This window comes from Aeromonas sp. s4, from assembly GCF_040907855.1.
GTDB classification, from domain to species: domain Bacteria; phylum Pseudomonadota; class Gammaproteobacteria; order Enterobacterales; family Aeromonadaceae; genus Aeromonas; species Aeromonas caviae.
Genome location: NZ_JBFOCP010000056.1, coordinates 86618 through 110296, shown reverse-complemented (window position 1 = coordinate 110296; position 23679 = coordinate 86618). Strand labels below are relative to the sequence as shown.

Annotated in this window: 22 protein-coding genes; 5 read left to right on the top strand and 17 right to left on the bottom strand. The window is 59.6% G+C overall.

The window, feature by feature from the left end; genetic code table 11:
- Window position 1: 1 nt before the first annotated feature.
- Together glmS and AB5Y89_RS18910 are read right to left on the bottom strand one after the other, a co-directional pair.
- Window positions 2-1834: a glutamine--fructose-6-phosphate transaminase (isomerizing) gene (glmS, locus tag AB5Y89_RS18915; protein ID WP_319873379.1), complete on the bottom strand. Its 1833-nt coding sequence runs from the start codon at window positions 1832-1834 to the stop codon at window positions 2-4.
- Between the two features lie 55 nt (window positions 1835-1889).
- Window positions 1890-2663: a DeoR/GlpR family DNA-binding transcription regulator gene (locus tag AB5Y89_RS18910; RefSeq protein WP_017410463.1), complete on the bottom strand. Its 774-nt coding sequence runs from the start codon at window positions 2661-2663 to the stop codon at window positions 1890-1892.
- Between the two features lie 123 nt (window positions 2664-2786).
- On the opposite strand from AB5Y89_RS18910, the gene blrA reads away from it, so the two are divergent.
- The 4 genes from blrA to creD all read left to right on the top strand — a co-directional run bounded on the left by blrA (window position 2787) and on the right by creD (window position 7324).
- On the top strand, window positions 2787-3461 hold the full coding sequence (gene blrA, locus AB5Y89_RS18905; protein ID WP_319873380.1) for a beta-lactam response regulator transcription factor BlrA: 675 nt from the start codon (window positions 2787-2789) through the stop codon (window positions 3459-3461).
- Window positions 3462-3495: 34 nt separating this feature from the next.
- Window positions 3496-4917, top strand: a complete 1422-nt coding sequence (gene blrB, locus AB5Y89_RS18900; RefSeq protein ID WP_368224276.1) for a beta-lactam sensor histidine kinase BlrB — start codon at window positions 3496-3498, stop codon at window positions 4915-4917.
- A 99-nt stretch (window positions 4918-5016) separates the two neighbouring features.
- Window positions 5017-5811: a class D beta-lactamase OXA-1161 gene (locus tag AB5Y89_RS18895; RefSeq protein ID WP_151027527.1), complete on the top strand. Its 795-nt coding sequence runs from the start codon at window positions 5017-5019 to the stop codon at window positions 5809-5811.
- 121 nt (window positions 5812-5932) lie between these two features.
- The gene (gene creD, locus AB5Y89_RS18890; RefSeq protein WP_216944865.1) at window positions 5933-7324 is read left to right on the top strand and encodes a cell envelope integrity protein CreD; all 1392 of its coding nucleotides are present in this window, start codon (window positions 5933-5935) and stop codon (window positions 7322-7324) included.
- 51 nt (window positions 7325-7375) lie between these two features.
- On the opposite strand, the gene glmU is transcribed toward creD, so the two are convergent.
- From glmU to mioC, 15 genes are all read right to left on the bottom strand, one after another.
- Window positions 7376-8737, bottom strand: a complete 1362-nt coding sequence (glmU, locus tag AB5Y89_RS18885; protein WP_216944866.1) for a bifunctional UDP-N-acetylglucosamine diphosphorylase/glucosamine-1-phosphate N-acetyltransferase GlmU — start codon at window positions 8735-8737, stop codon at window positions 7376-7378.
- A 102-nt stretch (window positions 8738-8839) separates the two neighbouring features.
- Window positions 8840-9268 carry a F0F1 ATP synthase subunit epsilon gene (locus tag AB5Y89_RS18880; protein WP_010672259.1) on the bottom strand — a complete coding sequence of 143 codons (429 nt, stop codon included), beginning with the start codon at window positions 9266-9268 and terminating at the stop codon, window positions 8840-8842.
- A gap of 18 nt (window positions 9269-9286) precedes the next feature.
- The gene (gene atpD, locus AB5Y89_RS18875) at window positions 9287-10675 is read right to left on the bottom strand and encodes a F0F1 ATP synthase subunit beta (RefSeq protein WP_010672260.1); all 1389 of its coding nucleotides are present in this window, start codon (window positions 10673-10675) and stop codon (window positions 9287-9289) included.
- 33 nt (window positions 10676-10708) lie between these two features.
- The gene (atpG, locus tag AB5Y89_RS18870; RefSeq protein WP_010672261.1) at window positions 10709-11575 is read right to left on the bottom strand and encodes a F0F1 ATP synthase subunit gamma; all 867 of its coding nucleotides are present in this window, start codon (window positions 11573-11575) and stop codon (window positions 10709-10711) included.
- 42 nt (window positions 11576-11617) lie between these two features.
- Entirely contained in the window at window positions 11618-13159 is a 1542-nt protein-coding gene (gene atpA, locus AB5Y89_RS18865) for a F0F1 ATP synthase subunit alpha (RefSeq protein ID WP_010672262.1), read from the bottom strand.
- A gap of 15 nt (window positions 13160-13174) precedes the next feature.
- The gene (gene atpH, locus AB5Y89_RS18860) at window positions 13175-13708 is read right to left on the bottom strand and encodes a F0F1 ATP synthase subunit delta (RefSeq protein ID WP_010672263.1); all 534 of its coding nucleotides are present in this window, start codon (window positions 13706-13708) and stop codon (window positions 13175-13177) included.
- A 13-nt stretch (window positions 13709-13721) separates the two neighbouring features.
- Window positions 13722-14192 (bottom strand): F0F1 ATP synthase subunit B, encoded by a 471-nt coding sequence (gene atpF, locus AB5Y89_RS18855; protein WP_010672264.1) that lies wholly within the window; start codon window positions 14190-14192, stop codon window positions 13722-13724.
- Window positions 14193-14243: 51 nt separating this feature from the next.
- The gene (atpE, locus tag AB5Y89_RS18850; protein ID WP_010672265.1) at window positions 14244-14483 is read right to left on the bottom strand and encodes a F0F1 ATP synthase subunit C; all 240 of its coding nucleotides are present in this window, start codon (window positions 14481-14483) and stop codon (window positions 14244-14246) included.
- A gap of 58 nt (window positions 14484-14541) precedes the next feature.
- Window positions 14542-15324, bottom strand: a complete 783-nt coding sequence (atpB, locus tag AB5Y89_RS18845) for a F0F1 ATP synthase subunit A (protein ID WP_010672266.1) — start codon at window positions 15322-15324, stop codon at window positions 14542-14544.
- 8 nt (window positions 15325-15332) lie between these two features.
- Entirely contained in the window at window positions 15333-15743 is a 411-nt protein-coding gene (locus tag AB5Y89_RS18840; protein WP_010672267.1) for an ATP synthase subunit I, read from the bottom strand.
- A 190-nt stretch (window positions 15744-15933) separates the two neighbouring features.
- A complete protein-coding gene (locus AB5Y89_RS18835; RefSeq protein WP_010672268.1) occupies window positions 15934-16842 on the bottom strand; it encodes a ParB/RepB/Spo0J family partition protein in 909 nt (302 codons plus the stop codon).
- Entirely contained in the window at window positions 16839-17642 is an 804-nt protein-coding gene (locus tag AB5Y89_RS18830) for a ParA family protein (RefSeq protein ID WP_029313362.1), read from the bottom strand. The genes AB5Y89_RS18835 and AB5Y89_RS18830 overlap by 4 nt, the downstream gene beginning before the upstream one ends.
- Window positions 17643-17669: 27 nt before the next feature.
- Entirely contained in the window at window positions 17670-18296 is a 627-nt protein-coding gene (gene rsmG, locus AB5Y89_RS18825) for a 16S rRNA (guanine(527)-N(7))-methyltransferase RsmG (RefSeq protein ID WP_010672270.1), read from the bottom strand.
- Between the two features lie 20 nt (window positions 18297-18316).
- Window positions 18317-20206, bottom strand: a complete 1890-nt coding sequence (mnmG, locus tag AB5Y89_RS18820; protein WP_323951226.1) for a tRNA uridine-5-carboxymethylaminomethyl(34) synthesis enzyme MnmG — start codon at window positions 20204-20206, stop codon at window positions 18317-18319.
- Window positions 20207-20714: 508 nt separating this feature from the next.
- A complete protein-coding gene (gene mioC, locus AB5Y89_RS18815; RefSeq protein WP_039040628.1) occupies window positions 20715-21164 on the bottom strand; it encodes an FMN-binding protein MioC in 450 nt (149 codons plus the stop codon).
- 371 nt (window positions 21165-21535) lie between these two features.
- Between mioC and AB5Y89_RS18810 the strand changes: the two genes are divergently transcribed.
- A complete protein-coding gene (locus tag AB5Y89_RS18810; protein ID WP_029313364.1) occupies window positions 21536-23644 on the top strand; it encodes a TonB-dependent siderophore receptor in 2109 nt (702 codons plus the stop codon).
- The last annotated feature ends 35 nt before the right edge of the window (window positions 23645-23679 follow it).

The window sequence follows — 23679 nt, the reverse complement described above, 5'->3', positions numbered from 1 at the left end:
CTTATTCCACAGTCACGGATTTGGCCAGGTTGCGCGGCTGATCCACGTCGGTGCCCTTGATGAGGGCGACGTGGTAGGAGAGCAACTGCAACGGCACGGTATAGACGATCGGCGCGATCATCTCTTCCACGTGGTTCAGGCTCATCACCCGCATGGTCTCGTCGCTCTTGAAGCCGGCGTCCGCATCGGCGAACACGTAGAGGATTCCGCCACGGGCACGCACCTCTTCCACGTTGGACTTGAGCTTCTCCAGCAGATCGTTGTTCGGCGCCACGACGATGATGGGCATCTCGGCATCGATCAGCGCCAGCGGGCCGTGCTTGAGCTCACCGGCGGCATAGGCCTCGGCGTGGATGTAGGAGATCTCTTTGAGCTTGAGCGCCCCTTCCATGGCGATGGGATACTGGCTGCCACGACCGAGGAACAGGCTGTGGTGCTTGTCGGCAAACTCTTCGGCCAGGGCTTCGATATCCTTAGCCAGCGCCAGGCTCTCTTTAATACGCAGCGGCAGGGCTTGCAGCGCCTTGACCAGTTCGGCCTCGGCGGCGGCACTCAGGTTGCCACGGCAGTGACCGACCGAAGCCACCAACATCAGCAGACCAGCCAGCTGGGTGGTGAACGCCTTGGTGGAGGCCACCCCGATCTCGGCACCAGCCCGGGTCATAAAGGCCAGGTCGGATTCGCGCACCAGGGAAGAGCCCGGCACGTTGCAGATGGCCAGCGAGCTCATGTAGCCGGACTCCTTGGCCAGGCGCAGGGCGGCCAGGGTATCGGCGGTCTCGCCGCTCTGGGACAGGGTCACCAACAGGCTGTTGGGGCGCACCACCGACTTGCGGTAGCGGAACTCGGAGGCGATCTCCACGTCGCAGGAGACGCCGGCGATCTCTTCAAACCAGTAGCGCGCCACCATGCCGGAGTTGTAGGAGGTGCCGCAGGCGACGATCTGGACGTGCTCGACCTTGTCGAAGATGGCGCGGGCGCCGTTGCCGAACGACTCGACCACCACGTGATCCGAACCCAGACGACCTTCCAGGGTATTGGTGATGGCCTTGGGTTGCTCGTAGATCTCTTTCAGCATGTAGTGACGGTATTCACCCTTGTCACCGGCATCGTGGGAGAGCTCGGACTCCAGCTCCTCGCGCACCACGACCTCGCCGTGGGTATCGAAGATGTGTACGTCGCGGCGGGTCACTTCGGCCACGTCACCCTCTTCCAGGAAGATGAAGCGGCGGGTCACCGGCAGCAGTGCCATCTGGTCGGAGGCGATGAAGTTCTCGCCGATGCCGCGGCCGATCACCAGCGGGGAGCCGGAGCGGGCCACCACCACACGGCTGTCGTCACGGCTGTCCATCACCACGGTACCGTAGGCGCCGCGCAGCTGCTTCACCGCTACCTGCATGGCCGCCAGCAGGCTGGGAGCGGATTTCAGCTCGTGGTGCACCAGGTGGGCAATCACCTCGGTGTCGGTGTCGGAGCTGAACACATAGCCCAGCGCCTTGAGCTCTTCACGCAGCTCTTCGTGGTTCTCGATGATGCCGTTGTGCACCACCACGATATGCTCGGAGACGTGAGGGTGAGCGTTGCGCTCGGACGGCTCGCCATGGGTAGCCCAGCGGGTGTGGGCAATGCCGGTACCACCGTGGACGGACTGCTCTTCCAGCGCCTTGGCCAGTTCGGCCACCTTGCCCAGCCGACGCACCCGCTGCAGCGGCTGGTTGGCGCTGAACACGGCGACACCGGCCGAATCGTAGCCACGGTATTCCAGACGGCGCAGGCCCTCTACCAGGATTTCAGCCACATCACGTTGGGCGACGGCCCCGACGATGCCACACATACACTTCTCCTTGAGACGTAAGACGTTAATTCGGTTGGATAATGGTTTGTTCAGGTCAAACGGCCACGGGGGCGCAAATCAGCTGGATCCCCCTGGCCTGGATCTGTTCTCTGGCCGCACTGGCCAGCCCCTCGTCGGTCACCAGGGTATGGATGCCGGACCAGGGCAGTTCGAGATTGGGGATCTTGCGGCCGATCTTCTCCGACTCCACCATGACGATGACCTCCCGCGACACCTCGGCCATGACCCGGGAGAGGCCCACCAGCTCGTTGAAGGTGGTGGTACCGCGCTCCGGATCGATGCCGTCGGCACCGATGAACAGCTGGTCGAAGTCATAGGAGCGCAGCACCTGCTCCGCCACTTGTCCCTGGAAGGATTCGGAGTGGGGATCCCAGGTACCGCCGGTCATCAGCAGGGTGGGTTCGTTCTCCAGCTCGCGCAGGGCGCCGGCCACGTTGAGGGAGTTGGTCATCACGATGAGACCGCGCTTGTTGCCCAGCATGGGGATCATGGCGCTGGTCGTACTGCCGCTGTCGATGATGACGCGATTGTGATCACGGATCCGTTCGGCGGCGGCTCGGGCGATCGCCAGCTTTCGTTTCGAAACTTGCTCGGGATTGCTCTCCACCACCATCTCTGAGGGCAGGGGAACGGCACCGCCGTAACGGCGCAGCAGCAGGCCACCGGTCTCCAGCACCGCCAGATCTTTGCGGATGGTCACTTCGGAGGTGGCGAAGTGTTTGGCCAGGGCATCGACGCTGACTTCACCTTGCTCCTGCACCAGGCTCACTATGGTGTGACGGCGCTGCTGAGTATTACGTTTGGTCATCTTTAAGTTTCGATTCGAAAGAATTGCGAAATATTAATACCTTTTTTGAAAAAATCAAACGGCAAATAGGATCCGATTTGGTTCGATGCCAGAATGGGGCAGCTGATTTGCGACGAGGATGCCATGCAAAAACGAACCATCTGGCTGGTGGAAGATGAAGCCAGCATCGCCGACACCCTGATCTATGCGCTGCAGACCGACGGTTTCGAGGTGGAGTGGTTTCCCCTCGGTCAGCCGTTGCTGGCGCGACTGGAACAGACGCGACCGGATTTTTTGATCCTGGATGTGGGGCTGCCGGATATCAGCGGTTTTGAACTGTGCAAGCGGGTGCGGGCACTGACCGATATTCCCCTGATGTTTCTCACCGCTCGCAGCGAGGAGATAGACAGGCTGATCGGGCTGGAGATAGGGGCAGACGACTATGTGGCCAAACCCTTCTCACCCCGTGAGGTGTGCGCCCGGGTGCGGGTCATCCTGCGCCGCAGCCAGCCCGCCCCCTACCAGCCGATACAGCCACTCGCCCTGGACGAGGAGCGGGCACGAATCTGCTTCCTGGGCCAGCCCCTGACGCTCACCCGCTATGAGTACCTGCTGCTCAAGACCCTGATGCTGGCGCCGGGTCGGGTCTACTCCCGCCAGCAGCTGATGGATCTGGTGTGGCAGGATGCGGAAGAGAGTCTGGATCGCACCGTCGATACCCACATCAAGACTCTGCGGGCCAAGCTGCGGGAGCGGGACCCTGACGCCAACCTGATCCTGACCCACCGCGGGCTGGGCTACAGTCTGGAGCTGGCATGAACTCGGGGTGGCCGGGCATCGGCAGGGGGATGAGATGAGAATCGGATTGCAACTGCTGTGCGGCCTGGTGCTGATCTTCGCCCTGGCCGCCTGGTTCGTGCTGGAGATCTTCGTCGAGGAGATCAAGCCCGGGGTACGCAGCGCCACCGAAGATACCCTGGTGGACATGGCCCAGATGCTGGCCCCCCTGGCCCTGGACGACATGCAGGAAGGCAAGATGGCGAATGGCCGGCTGGCCAGCGCCTTCGCCCGCCTCAACCAGAGTCCCATCAATGCCCTCATCGATGGCCACCTCAAGCAGCAGGCGGAGTACCGCATCTATGTGACCGACGCAAAAGGCAGGGTGGTCTACGACTCGGACGGGGTGGATCTGGGCAAGGACTACTCGCGCTGGAACGACGTCTACCTGACCCTGCGTGGCGAATATGGCGCCCGCAGCACCCGCAGCGACCCCGACGATCCCGCCAGCTCGGTGATGCACGTGGCCGCCCCGCTGCGGGAAGGGGATGACATCCTCGGCTCCCTCACCGTCGCCAAGCCCAACAGCACCCTGCAGCCCATGATAGAGCGCAGCGAAGACCAGTTGCTGAAAGGGGCGGCCCTGCTGCTGTTCATCTCGCTGCTCATCGGCGCCTTGCTGGTGTGGTGGCTCAACCGCGCCATCGGCAAGCTGGTGCACTATGCAGATGCAATCAGCCAGGGTCAGCCCGCCAGCCTGCCGCGCCTCTACAGCCCCGAACTGGACAGGCTAGGCCACTCCCTGGAGACCATGCGCCGCCAACTGGACGGCAAGGCCTATATCGAGGCCTATGTCCACAGCCTGACCCACGAGCTCAAAAGCCCGCTGGCGGCCATTCGCGGGGCGGGGGAGATCCTGGCCGAGGCGCCGCCGCCGGACATCGCAAAGCGCTTTATCGGCAACATCAATCTGGAGACGGCCCGCATGCAGCAGCTGATCGAGCGCATGCTGCAACTCGCCCGCCTCGAATCAGGGCAGGGGCTGGACAGACAATCCGTCGAGCCTGCCCGGCTGGGCAGACGGGTGCTCGACGCCCGCCAGATCCAGGCCCAGCGCCGCCAGATCTCCCTGCACGCCGAGCTGGGGGAAGGTCAGAAGCAGAAGTGGGATCCCCTGCTGGTGGAGCAGGCCCTTGGCAACCTGCTGGACAACGCCCTCGATTTTGCCCCCGCCGGCAGCACCCTGGTGCTGAGCGGCGCCATGGAGGAGGGGGGTTACTGCTTCCGGGTGCGGGATCAGGGTCCAGGCATTCCCGACTTTGCGCTGCCCAGGATTTTCGAGCGTTTCTACTCCCTGCCAAGGCCAGACAAGGGAAAAAGCAGCGGCCTCGGGCTCAGTTTTGCCATGGAGGTGGCACGCCAGCATGGCGGCCATCTTGCTCTTGCCAATCAGCCGGGCGGGGGGGTGATGGCCACACTCTGGCTGCCCGGCAACTGAGGACACTTCACACCAAGCACACAGAGCCGGGCTAAGCTGCACCTCCTCGATGACGACCGTCCCCGTCGATGCGCATTCATATTAATCAAGGAGATAGATATGCCCCGTATGCTGTTGTCCGGTCTGCTTGCCGCCGGCCTCTTCTGTGCACTGCCTGCCAGCGCCGCTTCTGGCTGCATGCTGTTTGCCGATGGCACCGGCAAACCCGTCAGCACCCAGGGGGACTGTGCCGCACAGTTGACCCCGGCCTCCACCTTCAAGATCCCGCTGGCACTGATGGGCTATGACAGCGGCTTTCTGGTGGATGAACAACTGCCGGCCCTGCCGTTCAAGGCCGGTGATCCTGATTTCCTGCCGGAGTGGAAACAGACCACCACCCCGAGCAGCTGGATGCAATTCTCGGTCATCTGGTACTCGCAGCGCCTCACCGAGTGGCTGGGAGAGGCTCGCTTCCAGCACTACGTGGACAGCTTCGACTACGGCAACCGGGATCTCGAAGGCAACCCGGGCAAGCACGACGGTCTGACCCAGGCCTGGCTCAGCGCCAGCCTCGCCATCAGCCCCCAGGAGCAAGCCCGCTTCCTTGGGAAAATGGTGAGCGGCAAGCTGCCGGTCTCCGCCAAGACCCTGCGCCATACCGCCAACCTGATGCGTCAGCCCGACATCGACGGTTGGCAGATCCACGGCAAGACCGGCATGGGTTACCCCAAGCTGCTGGATGGCAGCCTGGACAGGGAGCAGCAGATCGGCTGGTTCGTCGGCTGGGCCAGCAAACAGGACAAGACGCTCATCTTCGTCCACACCGTTATCCAGAAGCCGGGCAAGCAGTTCGCTTCCCTCAGGGCCAGGGAGGAGGTGTTCGCCGCCCTGCCGGCCCGGTTGAAGACACTCTGATGCCAGCAACACCGGCGCCTGGCGCCGGTTTTTTTATCCCCCTTCACCACCACTTCACACTGCCCCATCCTCCCTTCACGCGACCCCGGCACACTCCCGTTCAACAACAAGGAGACGTGTCATGGTCAAACAGATTTTCACCCACAAGATCGCCCTGCTGCTGTTGCTCTGCCTGCTGATGATGATCCCGGTTCACGCCATCATGGAGCTGAATCGGGAGCGCCAGGCCTATCGCAATCAGGCCATTCACAGCATCATGGCCAGCCACAGCGGGCCTCAGCGCCTGATGGGGCCCGTACTGGTGCAGCCCTATACCCGGGCCGTCACCGTCGAGCAGGATGGCAAACATTTCGTGCGCAAGGAGCAGGTCTATCGCTACCTGCTGCCCCAGAGGCTGGACGTGCGGGCCAGCATGGAGGTGACCCCGCGCAAGCTCGGCATCTATCAGGCCCAGATTTATCACAGTCGCCTCTCCCTCTCCGGCCTGATGCCCACCAGCCTGGCTGACAAGGGGCTGGTGGCCGGCAACCCGAACCTGAGCTTCGACCCGGCGGATCCCGCCCTGGTGCCGGGCAAACCCTATCTCAGCCTGATCCTCTCCGATGCCCGGGGCATCAGCCGCGTACCCGAACTGCAATGGGGAGAGCAACGCATCCCGTTTGCCCCTGGTGCCCAGCTGGGGGACGGGCGAGTGGGGATCCATGCCCCGCTCGACGCCTTGCCAGACGAAGATGGCCGCTTTCACATCGAGCTGGATCTGCAGGGCATGAATGCGCTGGAAGTGGTGCCGCTCGGACAGGACAGCCGGTTTCACCTGAACGGCAACTGGCCCCATCCCAATTTTCTCGGCGACTTTCTGCCCGGTGAACGCACCCTTGCGGATCAAGGGTTCGAGGCAAGCTGGCAGACCAGCTGGTTCGCCACCGACATGGAGAGCCGCTTCAACCGCATGATGAAGGGAGCCGGTACCAAACTGCCGTCATTCAGCGTCAGCCTGGTGCAACCGGTGGATCACTATCAGCTGAACGAGCGGGCCGCCAAATATGCCCTGCTGTTCATCGGCCTCACCTTCATCAGTTTCTTCATGTTCGAGCTGCTCAAGGGGCTGCGGGTACACCCCATCCAGTACGCACTGGTGGGCATGGGGCTGGCCATCTTCTATCTGGTGCTGCTGGCGCTGACCGAGCATCTCGGCTTTGCCTGGGCCTATCTCATTGCCGCCCTGGCCAGTGTGGCCCTCAACGGCTTCTACCTGAGCCATGTACTGGGCGGCCCGAAACAGGGCATGGGATTCGCCGCCCTGCTGGGGCTGGTCTACGCCATCCTGTTCGGGCTGCTGCAGGCCGAGGAGACAGCCCTGTTGCTCGGCGCCCTGCTGCTGTTCGCCACCCTGGCGCTGGTCATGGGGCTGACTCGCAAGCTCGACTGGTATCAGGTGATGGAGAACAGTCCCTCCGCCACCGCATGGGCGGCCCCCCAGCCATCGACCAGTGACACCAGTCATCAGCCATAAGCAAAAAAACCGGCGCCCTCGGGCGCCGGTTTGCATTTCATTGATCGGGCATCACTTCTTCTTGACCGGGCGAGCCCAGTTCGGAATGTGGCGCTGGGGCACCCGGGTGATCACCAGCTCGTTTTCCGCCACATCCTTGGTGATGGTGGAACCCGCTCCCAGGGTCGCCCCCTTGCCGATCCGCACCGGCGCCACCAGCTGGGTATCGGAGCCGACGAAGACATCGTCCTCGATGATGGTCTGGAACTTGTTCACCCCGTCGTAATTGCAGGTGATGGTGCCAGCACCGATGTTCACCTTGGCGCCGACGTCCGCATCCCCCAGATAGGTCAGATGACCGCACTTCGAGCCCATACCCAGCCGCGCCTTCTTCATCTCGACGAAGTTGCCGACATGGGCATCCTGCTCCAGCACGGCACCCGGGCGCAGGCGGGTAAAGGGCCCGACCGAGCACTGGTCGGCAATTTGCGCACCTTCGATGACGGAGTAGGGTTTCACCTCGGTGTGGTCGCCGATGACGCAATCCTTCAGCACGCTGCCGGCACCGATGCGCACGTGATTGCCCAGCACCACCTTGCCTTCGATGATGACGTTGACGTCGATCACCACCTCCTCCCCGATTTCCAGGGTGCCGCGCAGATCGAAACGGGCCGGATCGATCAGGGTGGCGCCGGCGATCATCAGCTTCTCGGCCTGCATTTGCTGGTAGCTGCGCTCAAGCGCAGCCAGCTGCACCCGGTTGTTGGCCCCTTCCACTTCCATGGCGCTGTCAGGGTGGACGGCGGCGATGGCACAGCCATCCCCATGGGCCATGGCGATGACGTCGGTCAGATAGAACTCGCCCTGGGCATTCTTGTTGTCCAGGCGGGAGAGCCAGCTACGCAGCTGACCACCGTTGGCCACCAGCACGCCGGTGTTCACTTCGCGGATGGCCAGCTGCTCGGCGTTCGCATCCTTCTGCTCGACAATGCCGACCACCTGACCATGTTCCCGCACGATGCGGCCATAGCCGGTCGGGTTGTCCAGTACCACGGTCAGCAGCGCCATGCCATCGTCGGTCTTGGCGGCCAGCAACCGTTGCAGGGTCTCGGGCTGGATCAGCGGGGTATCGCCGTAGAGCACCAGCACGTCGTCTTCGTCATGCCAGAACGGAATGGCCTGGGCAACGGCATGGCCGGTTCCCAGTTGCTGGGCCTGCAGCACCCAGTTCAGGTCGGATGCCTGGATCCGCTCCTTCAGCAGTTCGGCGCCGTGGCCATAGACTAGGTGCAGCTGTTCGGCACCGATCTGGCGGGCGGTCTCGATCACATGGGAGACCATGGGCTTGCTGGCAACGGGGTGCAGCACCTTGGGCAGGGAGGAACGCATGCGGGTGCCTTTGCCCGCAGCCAGGATCACGACGTTGAGAGACATAGCTAGCCTTTGAAACAGGTGGAAATGCTGGGCGGAGTCTATCCAACGGGCAAAAAAAAAGCGACCCGAAGGTCGCTTTTTGCATCTTTTGCATCACCGTGATTAACGGTAATTCTTTTTGACGATATCGATAACCCGCAACTGGGCCATCGCTTTGGCCAGCTCGGCAGACGCCTGAGCATAGTCGATATCACCATGGGAGCTGTTGATCCGCTCTTCGGCACGACGCTTGGCTTCCTGGGCTTTCGCCTCATCCAGATCGTCGGCGCGAATGGCGGTATCGGCCAGCACGGTCACGGCTTCGGGTTGTACTTCCAGCATGCCGCCGGAGATGTACAGCACCTCTTCGCTACCATTTTGCTTGATCAAGCGGACCAGGCCCGGCTTGATGGCAGTCAGCAACGGAGCATGACCGTGGCGGAGACCCAGCTCACCTTCGGAGCCTGATACCTGGGCAGATTGCACGCGACCGGAAAACAGTTTTCCTTCGGCGCTCACCACATCCAGGTGAAAGGAGATCATCTCAGCCATGGGCCCTCCTATCGAGGCTTACAGTTTCTTGGACTTCTCGACGACTTCGTCGATGCCGCCAACCATGTAGAACGCCTGCTCCGGCAGATCGTCATACTCGCCCTTCAGGATGCCCTGGAAGCCACGGATGGTTTCCTTCAGCGGCACGTATTTGCCCGGAGAACCGGTAAACACTTCTGCCACGAAGAACGGCTGGGACAGGAAACGCTCGATCTTACGGGCACGGGCTACGGTCAGTTTGTCTTCTTCTGACAGTTCATCCATACCCAGGATGGCGATGATGTCCTTCAGCTCCTTGTAGCGCTGCAGTACGGTCTGAACGCCACGAGCGGTCTCGTAGTGCTCCTTGCCAACCACCAGCGGATCCAGCTGACGGGAGGTGGAGTCCAGCGGGTCAACGGCCGGGTAGATACCCAGAGCCGCGATCTGACGGGACAGTACGACGGTCGCATCCAGGTGGGCGAAGGTGGTCGCCGGAGACGGGTCGGTCAAGTCATCCGCAGGCACGTAAACGGCCTGTACGGAGGTGATGGAACCGGTCTTGGTGGAGGTGATGCGCTCTTGCAGAACACCCATCTCCTCGGCCAGGGTCGGCTGGTAACCTACTGCGGAAGGCATACGGCCCAGCAGTGCGGATACTTCGGTACCGGCCAGGGTGTAACGGTAGATGTTGTCCACGAAGAACAGCACGTCACGACCTTCGTCACGGAACTTCTCGGCCATGGTCAGGCCGGTCAGCGCCACGCGCAGACGGTTTCCGGGCGGCTCGTTCATCTGACCGTAAACCAGAGATACTTTGTCCAGTACGTTGGACTCCATCATCTCGTGGTAGAAGTCGTTACCCTCACGGGTACGCTCACCTACACCGGCGAACACGGAGTAACCGCTGTGCTCGATCGCGATGTTACGGATCAGCTCCATCATGTTGACGGTCTTGCCTACACCGGCGCCGCCGAACAGACCAACCTTACCACCCTTGGCGAACGGACATACCAGGTCGATAACCTTGATGCCGGTCTCCAGCAGCTCGGTGCTGTTGGACTGATCTTCGTAGCTGGGGGCTTCGCGGTGGATGGACCAACGCTCTTCTTCGCCGATCGGACCCTTCTCGTCGATGGGGTCGCCCAGTACGTTCATGATACGGCCCAGGGTCGAGGTACCGACCGGTACCTGGATGGCCTTGCCGCTGTTAACTACTTCCAACCCACGACGCAGACCGTCGGAGGAACCCATGGTGATGCAACGCACGACGCCGCCGCCGATCTGTTGCTGAACTTCCAGTACCAGACCCTGGCCTTGGCCTTCGCTGACAACCTTCAGTGCATCGTACACCTGGGGCACGGCATTCTGCGGGAACTCGATGTCCACCACAGCGCCGATGATTTGGACGATGAAACCGTTACTCATGTCAAATCCTCTAAACCTTTGATAACCCTTGCCTTACACCGCAGCAGCACCGGAAACGATCTCTGTGAGCTCCTGGGTAATACTGGCCTGACGGGCCTTGTTGTATACCAGTTGCAGATCGTTAATCAGGTTGCCGGCGTTGTCAGTCGCGGCTTGCATGGCAACCATTCGGGCTGCCTGTTCACTTGCCAAGTTTTCTACCACACCCTGGTAGACCTGGGATTCGACGTAGCGAATCAGCAGGGTATCCAGCAGTTGCTTGGGATCCGGCTCATAGAGGTAGTCCCAGTGGTGCTTCTTGGCGAGCTTGCTGTCTTCTGTTACGGGCAAAGGCAGCAGTTGATCGACTTTTGGTTGCTGAACCATGGTGTTGACGAACTTGTTGTACACCAGATACAGCCTGTCAATCTCACCGTTGTCGTAAGCCTTCAGCATGACCTTCACTGAACCGATCAGGTCATTGACGCTCGGGTTGTCACCCAGTCCGGAGACGTGGGCTTTCACCTTGGCGCCGTGCCGTTCAAAGAAGTTGGAGGCCTTGTTACCGATCAATGCCAGGTCAACCTTGGCACCTTTCGCGCTCCATTGCTTCATATCATTGAGGGCAGCCTTGAACAGGTTGATGTTCAGACCACCACACAGGCCACGGTCGGTGGAGACGACGATGTAACCCACTCGCTTCACCTCACGTTCGATGAGGTAGGGGTGCTTGTATTCCAAGTTCCCCTGAGCGATATGGCCGATCACCTTGCGCATGGTTTCAGCGTACGGACGGCTGGCAGACATGCGTTCCTGCGCACGGCGCATCTTGCTCGCTGCCACCATTTCCATAGCGCTGGTGATCTTCTGAGTGTTCTTCACACTCCCGATCTTGTTACGTATCTCTTTTGCGCCGGCCATCTCTTCTCTCCATCAGGTGGCAGCTTGCGCTGCCACACACGCTTACCAGGTCTGGGTTGCCTTGAAGTCATCCAGCAACGCAGTCAGCTTGCCAACGATCGCGTCGTTGTAGTCGGCCTTGGCATTGATTTCAGCCATCAGCTCGGCATGCTGGGTATTGGCGTAAGAGAGCAGAGCGGCTTCGAAGTCGACGATCTTGCTCAGTTCGACATCGGCGAGATAACCCTTCTCGGCGGCGAACAGCACCAGGGATTGCTGGGCCACGCTCATCGGAGAGTACTGCTTCTGCTTCATCAGCTCGGTGACTTTCTGACCGTGATCCAGCTGCTTGCGAGTAGCATCGTCCAGGTCGGAAGAGAACTGGGCAAATGCCGCCAGTTCGCGGTACTGGGCCAGCGCGGTACGGATACCACCGGACAGCTTCTTGACGATCTTGGTCTGAGCAGCACCGCCCACACGGGATACGGAGATACCCGGGTCAACCGCCGGACGAATACCGGAGTTGAACAGCTGGGAGGTCAGGAAGATCTGGCCATCGGTGATGGAGATCACGTTGGTCGGAACGAACGCGGAGACGTCACCGGCCTGGGTTTCGATGATCGGCAGGGCGGTCAGGGAACCGGTCTGGCCTTTCACGGCACCGTTGGTGAACTTCTCTACGTACTCGGCGTTGACGCGAGCAGCACGCTCCAGCAGACGGGAGTGCAGATAGAAGACGTCACCCGGGTAAGCTTCACGTCCAGGCGGACGGCGCAGCAGCAGGGAGATCTGGCGATAGGCAACGGCCTGCTTGGACAGGTCATCATAGATGATCAGTGCGTCTTCGCCGCGGTCACGGAAGTACTCGCCCATGGAGCAACCGGCGTAGGGAGCCAGGTACTGCAGAGCAGCCGCTTCGGAGGCAGAAGCCACGACCACGATGGTGTTGGCCAGGGCGCCGTGCTCTTCCAGCTTGCGCACCACGTTGGCGATGGTGGAGGCCTTCTGGCCGATCGCAACGTAGACGCACTTAATGCCGGAATCTTTCTGGTTGATGATGGTGTCGATGGCGATGGCGGTCTTACCAACCTGGCGGTCACCGATGATCAGCTCACGCTGGCCACGACCGATAGGGATCATGGCATCGATGGCTTTCAGACCGGTCTGGACTGGCTGGTCAACAGACTTACGCTCGATAACGCCCGGGGCGATCACTTCGATCGGCGAGAAGCCGTCGTTGTCTACCGGACCCTTACCGTCGATCGGCTGACCCAGGGTGTTGACCACCCGGCCCAACAGACCACGACCGACCGGCACTTCCAGAATGCGGCCGGTACCCTTTACCTTCATCCCTTCGGCCAGATCGGCATAGGGACCCATTACTACGGCACCAACGGAGTCACGCTCCAGGTTCAATGCCAGAGCGAAGCGGTTGCCCGGCAGCTCGATCATCTCACCCTGCATGGCATCGGCCAGACCGTGGATACGAATGATACCGTCGCTTACAGAAACGATGGTACCTTCGTTACGCGCTTCGCTTTTGACATCAAACTGCGCAATGCGCTGCTTGATCAGCTCGGCGATTTCAGTGGAATTCAGTTGCATGCTCTAATACCCCAATCAAGATTGCAGCGCATCGGCCATGCGATCCAGCTTACCGCGGACCGTGCCGTCGATAACGAGATCACCGGCCTTGATGAGCACCCCGGCCATCAAGGACGCATCTGTGCTGCAATTCAGCTTCACTTTGCGCGCGAGACGTTGTTCCAGAGAAGCCTGAATATTGGCTTTCTGCTGGTCGGTCAGTTCGATCGCCGAAATCACGTCAGCCTGAACTTCTTTGTCCAGTTCAGCCTTGAGCGCGACGAATTCGGCAACGACCGCCGGCAGCACACCCAAGCGACCATTCTCGGCCATCACCCGGATCAGGTTCTGACCGTGCTCGTTGAGCTGCTCACCGCAGACACCGACAAACAGCTTTGCCAGTTCTTCGGCAGCAACGGAGCCGTTTACCAGGCTGTGCATGGTCTCGTTTTCTGCCACCTGAGCGGCGAAATCGAGCATCTCCAGCCATTGGTCAACCGCCTTGTGCTCAACGGCAAACTCGAAAGCAGCCTTGGCGTAGGGGCGAGCGATTGTAGTCAGTTCAGACATAGCCCCGTTCCCGTTACAGTTCTGCTACCAGTTTGTCGACGATGTCGCTGTTGGCAGCCTGGTCGATTTGGCGTGCCAGGATCTTCTCTGCACCCGCGATGGCAAGAGCAGCAACCTGCTTGCGCAGTTCTTCTTTGGCACGATGACGTTCAGCTTCGATCTCTGCACGGCCCTGAGCCAGGATTTTCTCCCGCTCAGCTTGGGCTCCGACAGCGGCCTCATCAATGATCTGGGCCTTGCGTTTGTTGGCCTGATCGATGATTTCAGCAGCCTGAAGCTTGGCTTCTTTCAGCTGATCGGTGGCGTTGGCCTTGGCCAGCTCCAGATCTTTCTTGGCACGCTCTGCAGAAGAGAGGCCGTCAGCGATTTCTTTCTGACGGGCTTCGATGGCAGCCATCAGCGGCGGCCATACGTACTTCATGCAAAACACTACGAAGATGAAAAAAGCAACTGCTTGGCCGAGGAGGGTGGCGTTGATATTCACAGCCGATGTCCTCTTTAGTTAGTTAATGGGTTCTGCGTGAGTCGTAATGACTTAGGCAACCGCAAACATCACATACAGACCCAGACCAACGGCGATCATCGGGATCGCATCCACCAGACCCATCACGATGAAGAACTGGGTACGCAGAACAGGGATCAGGTCAGGTTGACGAGCTGCACCTTCCAGGAACTTGCCACCCAGGATACCGATACCGATGGAGGCGCCGATAGCCGCCAGACCCATCATCATTGCAGCAGCGATGTACAGCAGGTCCATGTTCAAGTTTTCCATGAGGATCTCCATTTATTTAGATGTAATTGATTGTATAAAAAGGATTATTTGAGTTGCATCAACCATGGTCTTCCTGCGCCATCGACAGATAGACGATGGTCAGAACCATGAAGATAAACGCCTGCAAAGTGATGATCAGGATGTGGAAGATTGCCCAAGGCACGGACAGGATCCACTGTGACCACCAGGGTAACAAACCCGCAATCAGGATGAAGATCAGTTCGCCAGCATACATGTTGCCGAACAGTCGCAGACCCAATGAAACAGGCTTGGAAATCAACGTGACGGTTTCAAGGATGAAGTTAACCGGGATGGCAGCAGGGTGATTGAAAGGCTGAAGCGTCAGCTCCTTCACGAACCCGCTGATACCCTTGACCTTGATGCTGTAGTACAGGATCAAGAAGAACACGCCCAAAGCCATGGACATGGTGATGTTAACGTCAGCAGAGGGAACCACACGCAGATAGGGAACACCCATCAACTGTGCAGCGTGAGGGATAAAGTCAACGGGGATCAGGTCCATGAAGTTCATCAGGAAGATCCACACGAACACCGTCAGGGCCAAAGGTGCGATGACCTTGTTGCGACCATGAAAGATGTCCTTGACGTTACCATTCACAAACTCGACCAGCATCTCCACAAAGCACTGCAGCTTACCGGGCACACCGCTGGTGGCCTTGACGGCAACCTTGCGGAACAACCAGATAAACAGGGCGCCTAGCACGACGGAAAATATCATGGAATCGATATTCACCGTCCAGAACCCGGACCCTACCTGCAGGTGGGTCAGGTGGTGGGAGATATATCCCTGAGGAGTCAGGACTTCTCCGGTTGCAGACATGAGTTTTCCTAATAGTGGTTGTTAAGCGTGAATGAAACTATCCACTGTACAACGAGGGCGAGGATATAAGTGGCGAAGAACGAGGCGGTGTCGACCTCAATCCCGGCGCCAAACAGCAGGGCGAAAAGTCCTGTTGTAGTAATGAGCTTAATCCCTGCCCCACCATAAAAGTCCCGCAAAACCAGGCCTACGCTCTCTTTCGTCACCTTGCGGCGCAGAACCCAGAGCGTGAACAGGGCTTGAGGAACCCAGTACATCCCCCCTCCGTAGAGAGAGGATTGTCCGGCGAACTCTCCCGCCTGATAAAACCAGACGGTGGCGATCGCCAGGATCAGGACCAGCTGACAAACGAGCATAGCCAAGGCCAGCGTCAAACCTTCCAAGGCTATTTTCTGCTTCACCAACCTACCCCTGAACATTACAGAACTGTAAAAAATCGGGATCCGAAGACCCCAGGTTCACAGCTCGAAAAGCCGGTCAAATTATACCCGTGAAGACGGCTATTGCAACATGGCAAAAATCCTTAATTTTTGCGGCTTTCCGCGCGAAATTAAGGTTATGTTCATATCGAAAGTAATGGATGTTTTATTACTACAAAAAGCGTAAAAATCACGATTCTGACAGGCCAAAATAGCCCAATACCCTGTCCAAATCTGCCAAGTTATCGTAACTTATTACTAACTTGCCGCTATCTTTCTTGCCCGGCTGAAGTTGCACCTGATTGCCAATTTTTTCAGAAATCTGGCGCTCGAGATAACCAAACTGCGGATCGCGGACGGGTTCAACCCTGGTTTTTGCCGGTTCCAGTGCTTTTTGCACCAGCTTCTCGGTATCTCGCACTGTCAGCCCCTTCTGGGCCACCAGTTTGGCCAGCTCTGACTGGGCCTGACCGCTCAGGGCCAGCAGGGCACGGGCATGCCCCATGTCGAGGTCGCCGTGTTCCACGAAGCGCTTCACGTCCTCGTTGAGCTGGTTGAGACGCAGCAGGTTCGTGACCGTGGTGCGGGACTTGCCTACCGCCTCGGCAACCTGCTGGTGAGTCAGTTCGAACTCCGTCAGCAGGCGCTGGAGGGCGACGGCCTCCTCGATGGCGTTGAGATCTTCACGCTGGATGTTCTCGATGAGTGCGATGGCGACGGCCGCCTCGTCGGCGACATCCTTGACCAGGCAGGGCACCACTTCGAGACGGGCCAGCTGGGAGGCGCGCCAGCGGCGTTCACCAGCAATGATTTCGAAACGGTTTTCACCGATGGAGCGAACCACGATGGGCTGGATCACCCCTTGTGCACGGATGGAGTTGGCCAGCTCCTCCAGCGCATCCTGGGACATATCCTTGCGCGGTTGGTATTTGCCGGACTGCAGCCACTCCACCGGCAGCTTGCGCAATTCCCCCTGATTGGTCGGGGCCATGGCCTGTTCGGTGCGCTGGTCGCTCATCACCTGTTTCTGGCGGGCGGCCGTGCTGGTGCTGAGCAGGGCGTCCAGCCCCTTGCCCAGCCCACGTTTCTTCGGCGTCATATGCTCTCTCGATCTGCGGTGAGCGGCTGGGACTCCTGCTCCTGGCGGCGCAGGATCTCGCCAGCCAGGGCCAGATAGGCCTTGGCCCCCACCGATGATTTGTCATAGTGCATGGCTGGCGCGCCAAAGCTCGGCGCCTCCGCCAGTCTTACGTTGCGGGGAATGATGGTGCGATAGACCTTGTCCCCGAAATGCTGTTTCAGCTGATCGGACACATCATTGGCCAGCCGGTTGCGATGATCGAACATGGTGCGCAGCACCCCTTCGATCTTCAGCTCCGGATTGACCACGGCTGCCAGCTTGCTGATGGTGTCCACCAGGGCGGTCAGCCCTTCCAGCGCATAGTATTCGCACTGCATGGGCACCAGCACGGAGTCGGCGGCGGCCATGGCGTTCACCGTCAGCATGTTGAGAGAAGGCGGGCAGTCGATGAAGACGTAGTCGTACTTGTCCCTGACCGAGGCCAGGGCGTTGCGCAGGCGGATCTCGCGGGCAAAAAACTCCATCAGGCGGATTTCTGCCGCGGTCACGTCGGCATTGGCGGCAATCAGGTGATAGCCTCCCGAGGTTTCGGGGATGATCACCTCGCCGATGGGGGCATCTTCGATCAGCAGTTCATAGGCGGTGCGCTCGACATCGTACTTGTCGACGCCACTGCCCATGGTGGCATTGCCCTGCGGATCCAGATCGATCACCAGCACCTTGCGCCGGGTAGCGGCCATGGAGGCGGCCAGATTCACACAGGTGGTGGTTTTACCCACTCCACCCTTCTGGTTGGCTATGGCAATGACTTTTCCCACACTGTCCCCTAAATGAATGCGGCGGCCCTATTCGGGCTGGATGGCTTTAAACTCCAGCAGATGGCGTTCGCCTTCCAGTTCCGGCACCACCAGCTTGTGGGTGGCAACCAGACGAATGCTGTCAGGCAACTGTGCCAGCTCCTGCTCGGGGTATTGTCCCTTGAGCGCCAGGAAGCTGCCCTCGGGTGACGGCAGATGATGACACCAGCTCAGCATGTCCTCCAGGGAGGCGAAAGCCCGGCTCAGTACACCATCAAATCCGGTCTCGGGTTGATACTCCTCCACCCGGGATTTGACGGGGGTCACATTGGTCAACCCCAGCTCCAGGATCACCTGGCGGATGAAGTTGATTCGCTTGCCCAGGCTGTCGAGCAGCACGAACTGTTTGTCCGGATTGATGATGGCCAGCGGCAGTCCGGGCAGACCCGGACCCGTTCCCACATCGATGAAGCGTTCACCGTGCAGGTGAGGACTCACCACCAGGCTGTCAAGGATATGCTTGACCAGCATGGCGTCCGGATCTCGCACCGAGGTGAGATTGTAAGCCTTGTTCCACTTGTGCAGCAACTCGACCAACTGCACCAACTGGGTCTTCTGGGTTTCGGTGATAACAATTCCGGCCTGCATGAGCAGGCCGTTCAATCTTTGCAGCATGTTGTCCAACGGGGAATTCCTCAGGCGGTTTTACGCAGCAGGCCGTGTTTCTTCAGGTGCACCAGCAAGATGGAGATGGCGGCAGGGGTGATGCCGGAGATGCGGGACGCCTGACCAATGGTCTCTGGCTTGGCATCGTTGAGCTTGGCGATCACCTCGTTGGAGAGACCGTTCACGTCGCGGTAGTTCATATCCAGCGGCAGCAGGGTGTTTTCGTTGCGCAGCTGTTTCTCCACCTCGTCGTGCTGACGCTCGATGTAACCGGCGTACTTGATCTGGATCTCCACCTGATCCGCGGCAGCCGCATCGGTCAATGCAGGCCCCACACCCTCGATGGCCATCAAGGCATCGTAGGTCACCTCGGGGCGACGCAGCAGCTCTTCCAGGCTCTGCTCCCGGGTCAGGGGAGTGTTGACCAGGGCGTTGACCGCCTCCAGAGACGGATGCTGCGGGTGGATCCAGGTCGAGCGCATGCGCTGACGTTCCTGCTCCACCTGTTCCACCTTGGCATTGAACAGGCTCCAGCGATGATCATCCACCAGACCCAGCTCGCGGCCGATGGCGGTCAGGCGCAGATCCGCGTTGTCTTCCCGCAGCAGCAGGCGATATTCGGCACGGCTGGTGAACATGCGATAGGGTTCGCGGGTCCCCAGTGTGGAGAGATCGTCCATCATCACGCCCATGTAGGCCTGATCCCGGCGTGGGTGCCAGGCTTCCTTGCCCTGGACGCGCAAGCCCGCGTTCAGACCGGCCATCAGGCCCTGTGCAGCGGCCTCTTCATAGCCGGTGGTGCCGTTGATCTGGCCGGCGAAGAAGAGGTTCTCGATGCACTTGCTCTCCATGTTGGCCTTGAGATCCCGCGGATCGAAGAAATCGTACTCGATGGCGTAGCCAGGGCGAGTGATATGGGCATTCTCGAAGCCACGGATCGAGCGGACGATCTGCACCTGCACGTCGAACGGCAGGCTGGTGGAGATCCCGTTCGGGTAGAGCTCGTGGGTGGTCAGGCCTTCCGGTTCCACAAAGATCTGGTGCGCCGTCTTGTCGGCAAAGCGGGTGATCTTGTCCTCGATCGACGGACAGTAGCGCGGACCTATCCCCTCGATCACCCCGGCGTACATGGGGCTGCGATCCAGGTTGTTGCGGATCACCTCGTGGGTTTGCTCATTGGTATGGGTCACGTAGCAAGGCATCTGGCGCGGATGCTGGCTGGCGTTGCCAATGAAGGAGAAGACCGGGCGAGGATCGTCACCATGTTGCTGCTGCATCACGGAAAAATCGACGGTGCGTGCATCGATGCGTGGTGGCGTGCCCGTTTTGAGGCGATCGATGCGCAGCGGCATTTCACGCAGGCGCTGGGCGAGGGCAATAGAGGGAGGATCCCCGGCGCGGCCCCCTTTGTAGTTCTCCATGCCGATGTGGATCAGACCATTGAGGAAAGTGCCAACGGTCAGTACGACCGTCTTGCCGCTGATGCGGATCCCGCTCTGGGTAACGACCCCGGCGACGCGATCCCCGTCCATGACCAGATCGTCGCAGGCCTGCTGGAAGATCTTCAGGTTCGGGTAGTTCTCCAGGGTCTGACGCACCACAGCCTTGTACAGCAGGCGATCAGCCTGGGCACGAGTAGCCCGCACCGCAGGGCCCTTGGAAGAGTTGAGCGTGCGGAACTGGATCCCGCCGAGATCGATGGCCTGCGCCATGATCCCGCCAAGGGCGTCGACTTCCTTGACCAGGTGTCCCTTGCCGATCCCGCCGATCGCCGGATTGCAGGACATATGCCCCAGCGTATCTATGTTGTGGGTGAGCAACAGGGTATTGAGACCCATGCGGGCTGCCGCTGTTGCTGCTTCGGTTCCTGCATGACCGCCACCGACGACGATCACATCAAATTGTTCATGGTATTGCATTGGGGATCACCTTGATCTGCACGCCTGAAGATCTTTGTTTGCCTGGTCTGAAGGGCGGATCATTCTATCTGTTTAGCATCCGGAGGGGAACGTCTACTTCAGGATCAGTATGGATCAGGGATCGGTTAAATAGATCTTAAGGATCTTTAGATCGATCTTTTATTGGATCTTTTATTAGGATCCGAGACTTCTGTTGATAAGGCATTTTTGATCATAAAGATCATTCGGTTAAGGTCGATCGCTGCTTGTGGAAAAGCTTGGATCCAGAGGGGGCAAACGGGGGGATAACATGGGTTTTTATACACAGATACATGGTCGACAAGATCTAATACATGAATAACTATAGGTTTTGCAGAGCTTAGCACCTAAGTTATGCACAATTATCCGAGCTCATGTGGGGAGCTCTCGGGAAAAACTTATCCGGATCCCCCTGTTAATAACCTGGTGGATAGGGATCTGGGGATAACCAGGGAGATCGGGGGTCGTGACCGGATCTCCCTGGCCCTGATCAACCGATCAGGGTCATCCAGTCGTGGATCCAGGTTTCTGCGGCATCTTCGGGGATCTCGTGCTGGGTCACGTCTATTTCCAGGAGATCCCCCAGTCGGCTGGCACCGCACCCGGCCAGCAGCCGATCCAACGTCTTGCCGCCCTGGCAGAAGGTGTCATAACTGCGATCCCCCAGGGCGATCACTCCGTACTTGAAGGCGGCGAGATCCGGCTGCTGTTCGGCAAGATCCCGGGCAAAGGGCTGCAGATTGTCGGGTACATCCCCCGCACCATGGGTGGAAGTGACCACCAGCACGATGGCTTCTGGCTCGGTCAGGATCCTGGCCAGGCTGGCGGGGTTGTGGATCTCCGCCTGGTGGCCCGCCTGTTCAAGCAGGCCGACCACATGATCTGCGACATATTCGGAGGCCCCCAGCATGGAGCCGACGACGAGGTTGAGTTTGGCCATGGAATGGATCCTGATGTCATCGAAAAAGTGAAGAGCGGGGATCTTACCGCCAAAGCATGTGGATAAATATGGATAAAGCTTGGGGATAAGGATCCTGTCCACTTTTTTGCAGCCAAAACCGGTCTCGTGGCCGTCATGCTGCCTTCTTTCCGACAGTTGCGACCTCATCGCACCTTTCGTTGTCAAACGACACTTCAAAGTGTCAATTAACAATGCAGATGCAAATGATTAGCAATTATTGAATCGATTCGATCACGGCACCTGTAGTAGCATGGCGCTGCTTTATTCGCCTGAGGCGCCGGGCTGACCGGTCCAATTGGGCACCCATAATAAGAAATCAAACATAAATTATTGATATTTGAGACACTTATATGATTGCGCAAAAAAATACCCCGAATGCCGTGATGCGAAAGAGAGGCGCACAGCTGCTGCCGCTCTCCTGTCTGCTGGCGTCCCTGCCCGTGTTGGCGGCGGAACAGGCGGATAAAGAGTTGCCCAAGGCGGGCGAAACCATGGTCGTGACCGGGACCGCCATGAAGGTCGAGGTCCCCATGGCAGAGACCCCCCGTGCCGTCTCCGTGGTCAATCGCGAAGAGCTGGACCAGCACGCCGTACTCAAGCTAGACGAGTCCCTGCGCTATCGCTCCGGCGTCCTGTCCCAGTCCTATGGTTCGGACACGGATGCTGACTGGTTCAAGGTGCGCGGCTTCGATGCGGCTTCTTACCTGGATGGCAACCGTCTTTTCAGCACCGGTTACTATGTCTGGACCCCGGAGCCCTTCGGCCTTGAGAGCGTGGAAGTGCTCAAAGGCCCGGCCTCCATTCTGTATGGCGAAGCCCCTCCCGGAGGCGTCATCAACGCCATCAGCAAGCGTCCGACCGCGACCCCGCAGGGACTGGTGAACCTGCAACTGGGCAACCGGGATCTGCGCCAGGTCGGGGTGGATGTCTCCGACACCCTTACCGACAACAGCCGTTATCGTCTGGTGGCCCTCTACAACGAGCGGGACGGCGTGCTGGATGGCACCTACAACGAGCGCGCCTATCTGGCGCCGAGCGTGACCCTGGATATTTCGGATCGCACCACGCTGACGCTGCTTTCCAGCTTCAAGCACGATGAAGGGGTGCCGACCAACGGTTTCTTCCCGGTTTACGGCACCCTGAATACCTCCGGAGGCCAGATCGATCCCTCCACCAACCTGAGCCAGCCGGATTACGATCGCAATCGCAATACCCAGATCTCCGCCGGGTACGAGCTGGCCCACCAGCTCAACCAGACCTGGGAGTTCAAGCAGAACGTTCGCTTCAACTACAACGATCTGCTGCTGCGCCAGACCTATATCTTCCCGACCTATGAAGGCACCACCGCCTACCGCGGCCTGGTCTACCGGGATGGGGATACCAAGAGCGCCACCATGGACAACCAGATGGTGGGCTACTGGAACACCGACAGCACGGAGCAGACCCTGCTGCTGGGGGTGGATCTGCAGCGCCATGTGAATGAAGGCCAGGAAGCCGACAACTATGGCATGGGCGCCATCAACACCATGAACCCGGATTACAGCGGTTTCCCCGGTTTTGATGAATCCACCGCGACCCATCAGAAGAGCACCAAGGGTCAGAGCGGCCTCTATGCCCAGCACCAGATCCGCTGGGATGATCGCTGGCTGCTGACCGCGGGCGGTCGTTTCGATTACGTGGAAACCCACAACATCAGCGAAGCCAAGAGCAAGAACGAGAAACAGTACGACGACAACCTCTCTCTCTCCGGCAGCCTGATGTACCTGGCCGACAACGGTCTCTCCCCTTACTTCGCCTATGCGGAATCCTTCGAAGTGCTGCCGGGGATAGACCCCAACACCGGCAACTCCTACAAGCCGCTGGAAGGCAAGCTCTACGAGACCGGGGTCAAGTACGCACCCAGCTTCCTCGATGGCTACATCAACCTGGCGCTGTTCGATCTGGAGCAGACCAACTCCCTGGTCTCTACCGGCTCCGGCCAGCAGACCCAGGCCGGTGAAGTGACCTCTCAGGGGGTCGAGCTGGAAGGGAGCGTGCAGGCCACCGAGGCGTTGCGCCTGACCGCTGCATATACCTATACCGATGCCAAGACCAACGACACCGGCAACGGCGATCGTCGTGCGAGCCTGATCCCGCGCCACCAGGCCTCCTTCTGGGGCAACTACAAGGTGCAGCAGGGCCCGGTATCCGGTCTTGAGCTGGGTTCCGGCGTGCGCTATGTGGGTTCCAGCGTCGGCATCGGCGCGGTGAATGCGGACTACACCCCCATCTATGGTTCCGCCCAGGTACCGGCACACACCGTATGGGATGCGATGATCGGGTATGACTTTGCCAAGAACTGGCGTGCCCAGATCAACGTCAACAACCTGCTGAACGACACCTATGTGGCGAGCTGCGACTACTACTGCTACTACGGCGAGCCGCGCAGCATAGTCGGCACCGTCAACTACCGCTGGTAAGCGACAGGCCGGGCGGGGGCGAAGGCTCCCGCCCT

Excerpts from the sequence above, each read along its gene's own strand:
- glmS (WP_319873379.1), bottom strand. The coding sequence starts at position 1,834 with ATGTGTGGCATCGTCGGGGCCGTCGCCCAACGTGATGTGGCTGAAATC.
- AB5Y89_RS18910 (WP_017410463.1), bottom strand. The coding sequence starts at position 2,663 with ATGACCAAACGTAATACTCAGCAGCGCCGTCACACCATAGTGAGCCTG.
- blrA (WP_319873380.1), top strand. The coding sequence starts at position 2,787 with ATGCAAAAACGAACCATCTGGCTGGTGGAAGATGAAGCCAGCATCGCC.
- blrB (WP_368224276.1), top strand. The coding sequence starts at position 3,496 with ATGAGAATCGGATTGCAACTGCTGTGCGGCCTGGTGCTGATCTTCGCC.
- AB5Y89_RS18895 (WP_151027527.1), top strand. The coding sequence starts at position 5,017 with ATGCCCCGTATGCTGTTGTCCGGTCTGCTTGCCGCCGGCCTCTTCTGT.
- creD (WP_216944865.1), top strand. The coding sequence starts at position 5,933 with ATGGTCAAACAGATTTTCACCCACAAGATCGCCCTGCTGCTGTTGCTC.
- glmU (WP_216944866.1), bottom strand. The coding sequence starts at position 8,737 with ATGTCTCTCAACGTCGTGATCCTGGCTGCGGGCAAAGGCACCCGCATG.
- AB5Y89_RS18880 (WP_010672259.1), bottom strand. The coding sequence starts at position 9,268 with ATGGCTGAGATGATCTCCTTTCACCTGGATGTGGTGAGCGCCGAAGGA.
- atpD (WP_010672260.1), bottom strand. The coding sequence starts at position 10,675 with ATGAGTAACGGTTTCATCGTCCAAATCATCGGCGCTGTGGTGGACATC.
- atpG (WP_010672261.1), bottom strand. The coding sequence starts at position 11,575 with ATGGCCGGCGCAAAAGAGATACGTAACAAGATCGGGAGTGTGAAGAAC.
- atpA (WP_010672262.1), bottom strand. The coding sequence starts at position 13,159 with ATGCAACTGAATTCCACTGAAATCGCCGAGCTGATCAAGCAGCGCATT.
- atpH (WP_010672263.1), bottom strand. The coding sequence starts at position 13,708 with ATGTCTGAACTGACTACAATCGCTCGCCCCTACGCCAAGGCTGCTTTC.
- atpE (WP_010672265.1), bottom strand. The coding sequence starts at position 14,483 with ATGGAAAACTTGAACATGGACCTGCTGTACATCGCTGCTGCAATGATG.
- atpB (WP_010672266.1), bottom strand. The coding sequence starts at position 15,324 with ATGTCTGCAACCGGAGAAGTCCTGACTCCTCAGGGATATATCTCCCAC.
- AB5Y89_RS18840 (WP_010672267.1), bottom strand. The coding sequence starts at position 15,743 with ATGTTCAGGGGTAGGTTGGTGAAGCAGAAAATAGCCTTGGAAGGTTTG.
- AB5Y89_RS18835 (WP_010672268.1), bottom strand. The coding sequence starts at position 16,842 with ATGACGCCGAAGAAACGTGGGCTGGGCAAGGGGCTGGACGCCCTGCTC.
- rsmG (WP_010672270.1), bottom strand. The coding sequence starts at position 18,296 with ATGCTGCAAAGATTGAACGGCCTGCTCATGCAGGCCGGAATTGTTATC.
- mnmG (WP_323951226.1), bottom strand. The coding sequence starts at position 20,206 with ATGCAATACCATGAACAATTTGATGTGATCGTCGTCGGTGGCGGTCAT.
- mioC (WP_039040628.1), bottom strand. The coding sequence starts at position 21,164 with ATGGCCAAACTCAACCTCGTCGTCGGCTCCATGCTGGGGGCCTCCGAA.
- AB5Y89_RS18810 (WP_029313364.1), top strand. The coding sequence starts at position 21,536 with ATGATTGCGCAAAAAAATACCCCGAATGCCGTGATGCGAAAGAGAGGC.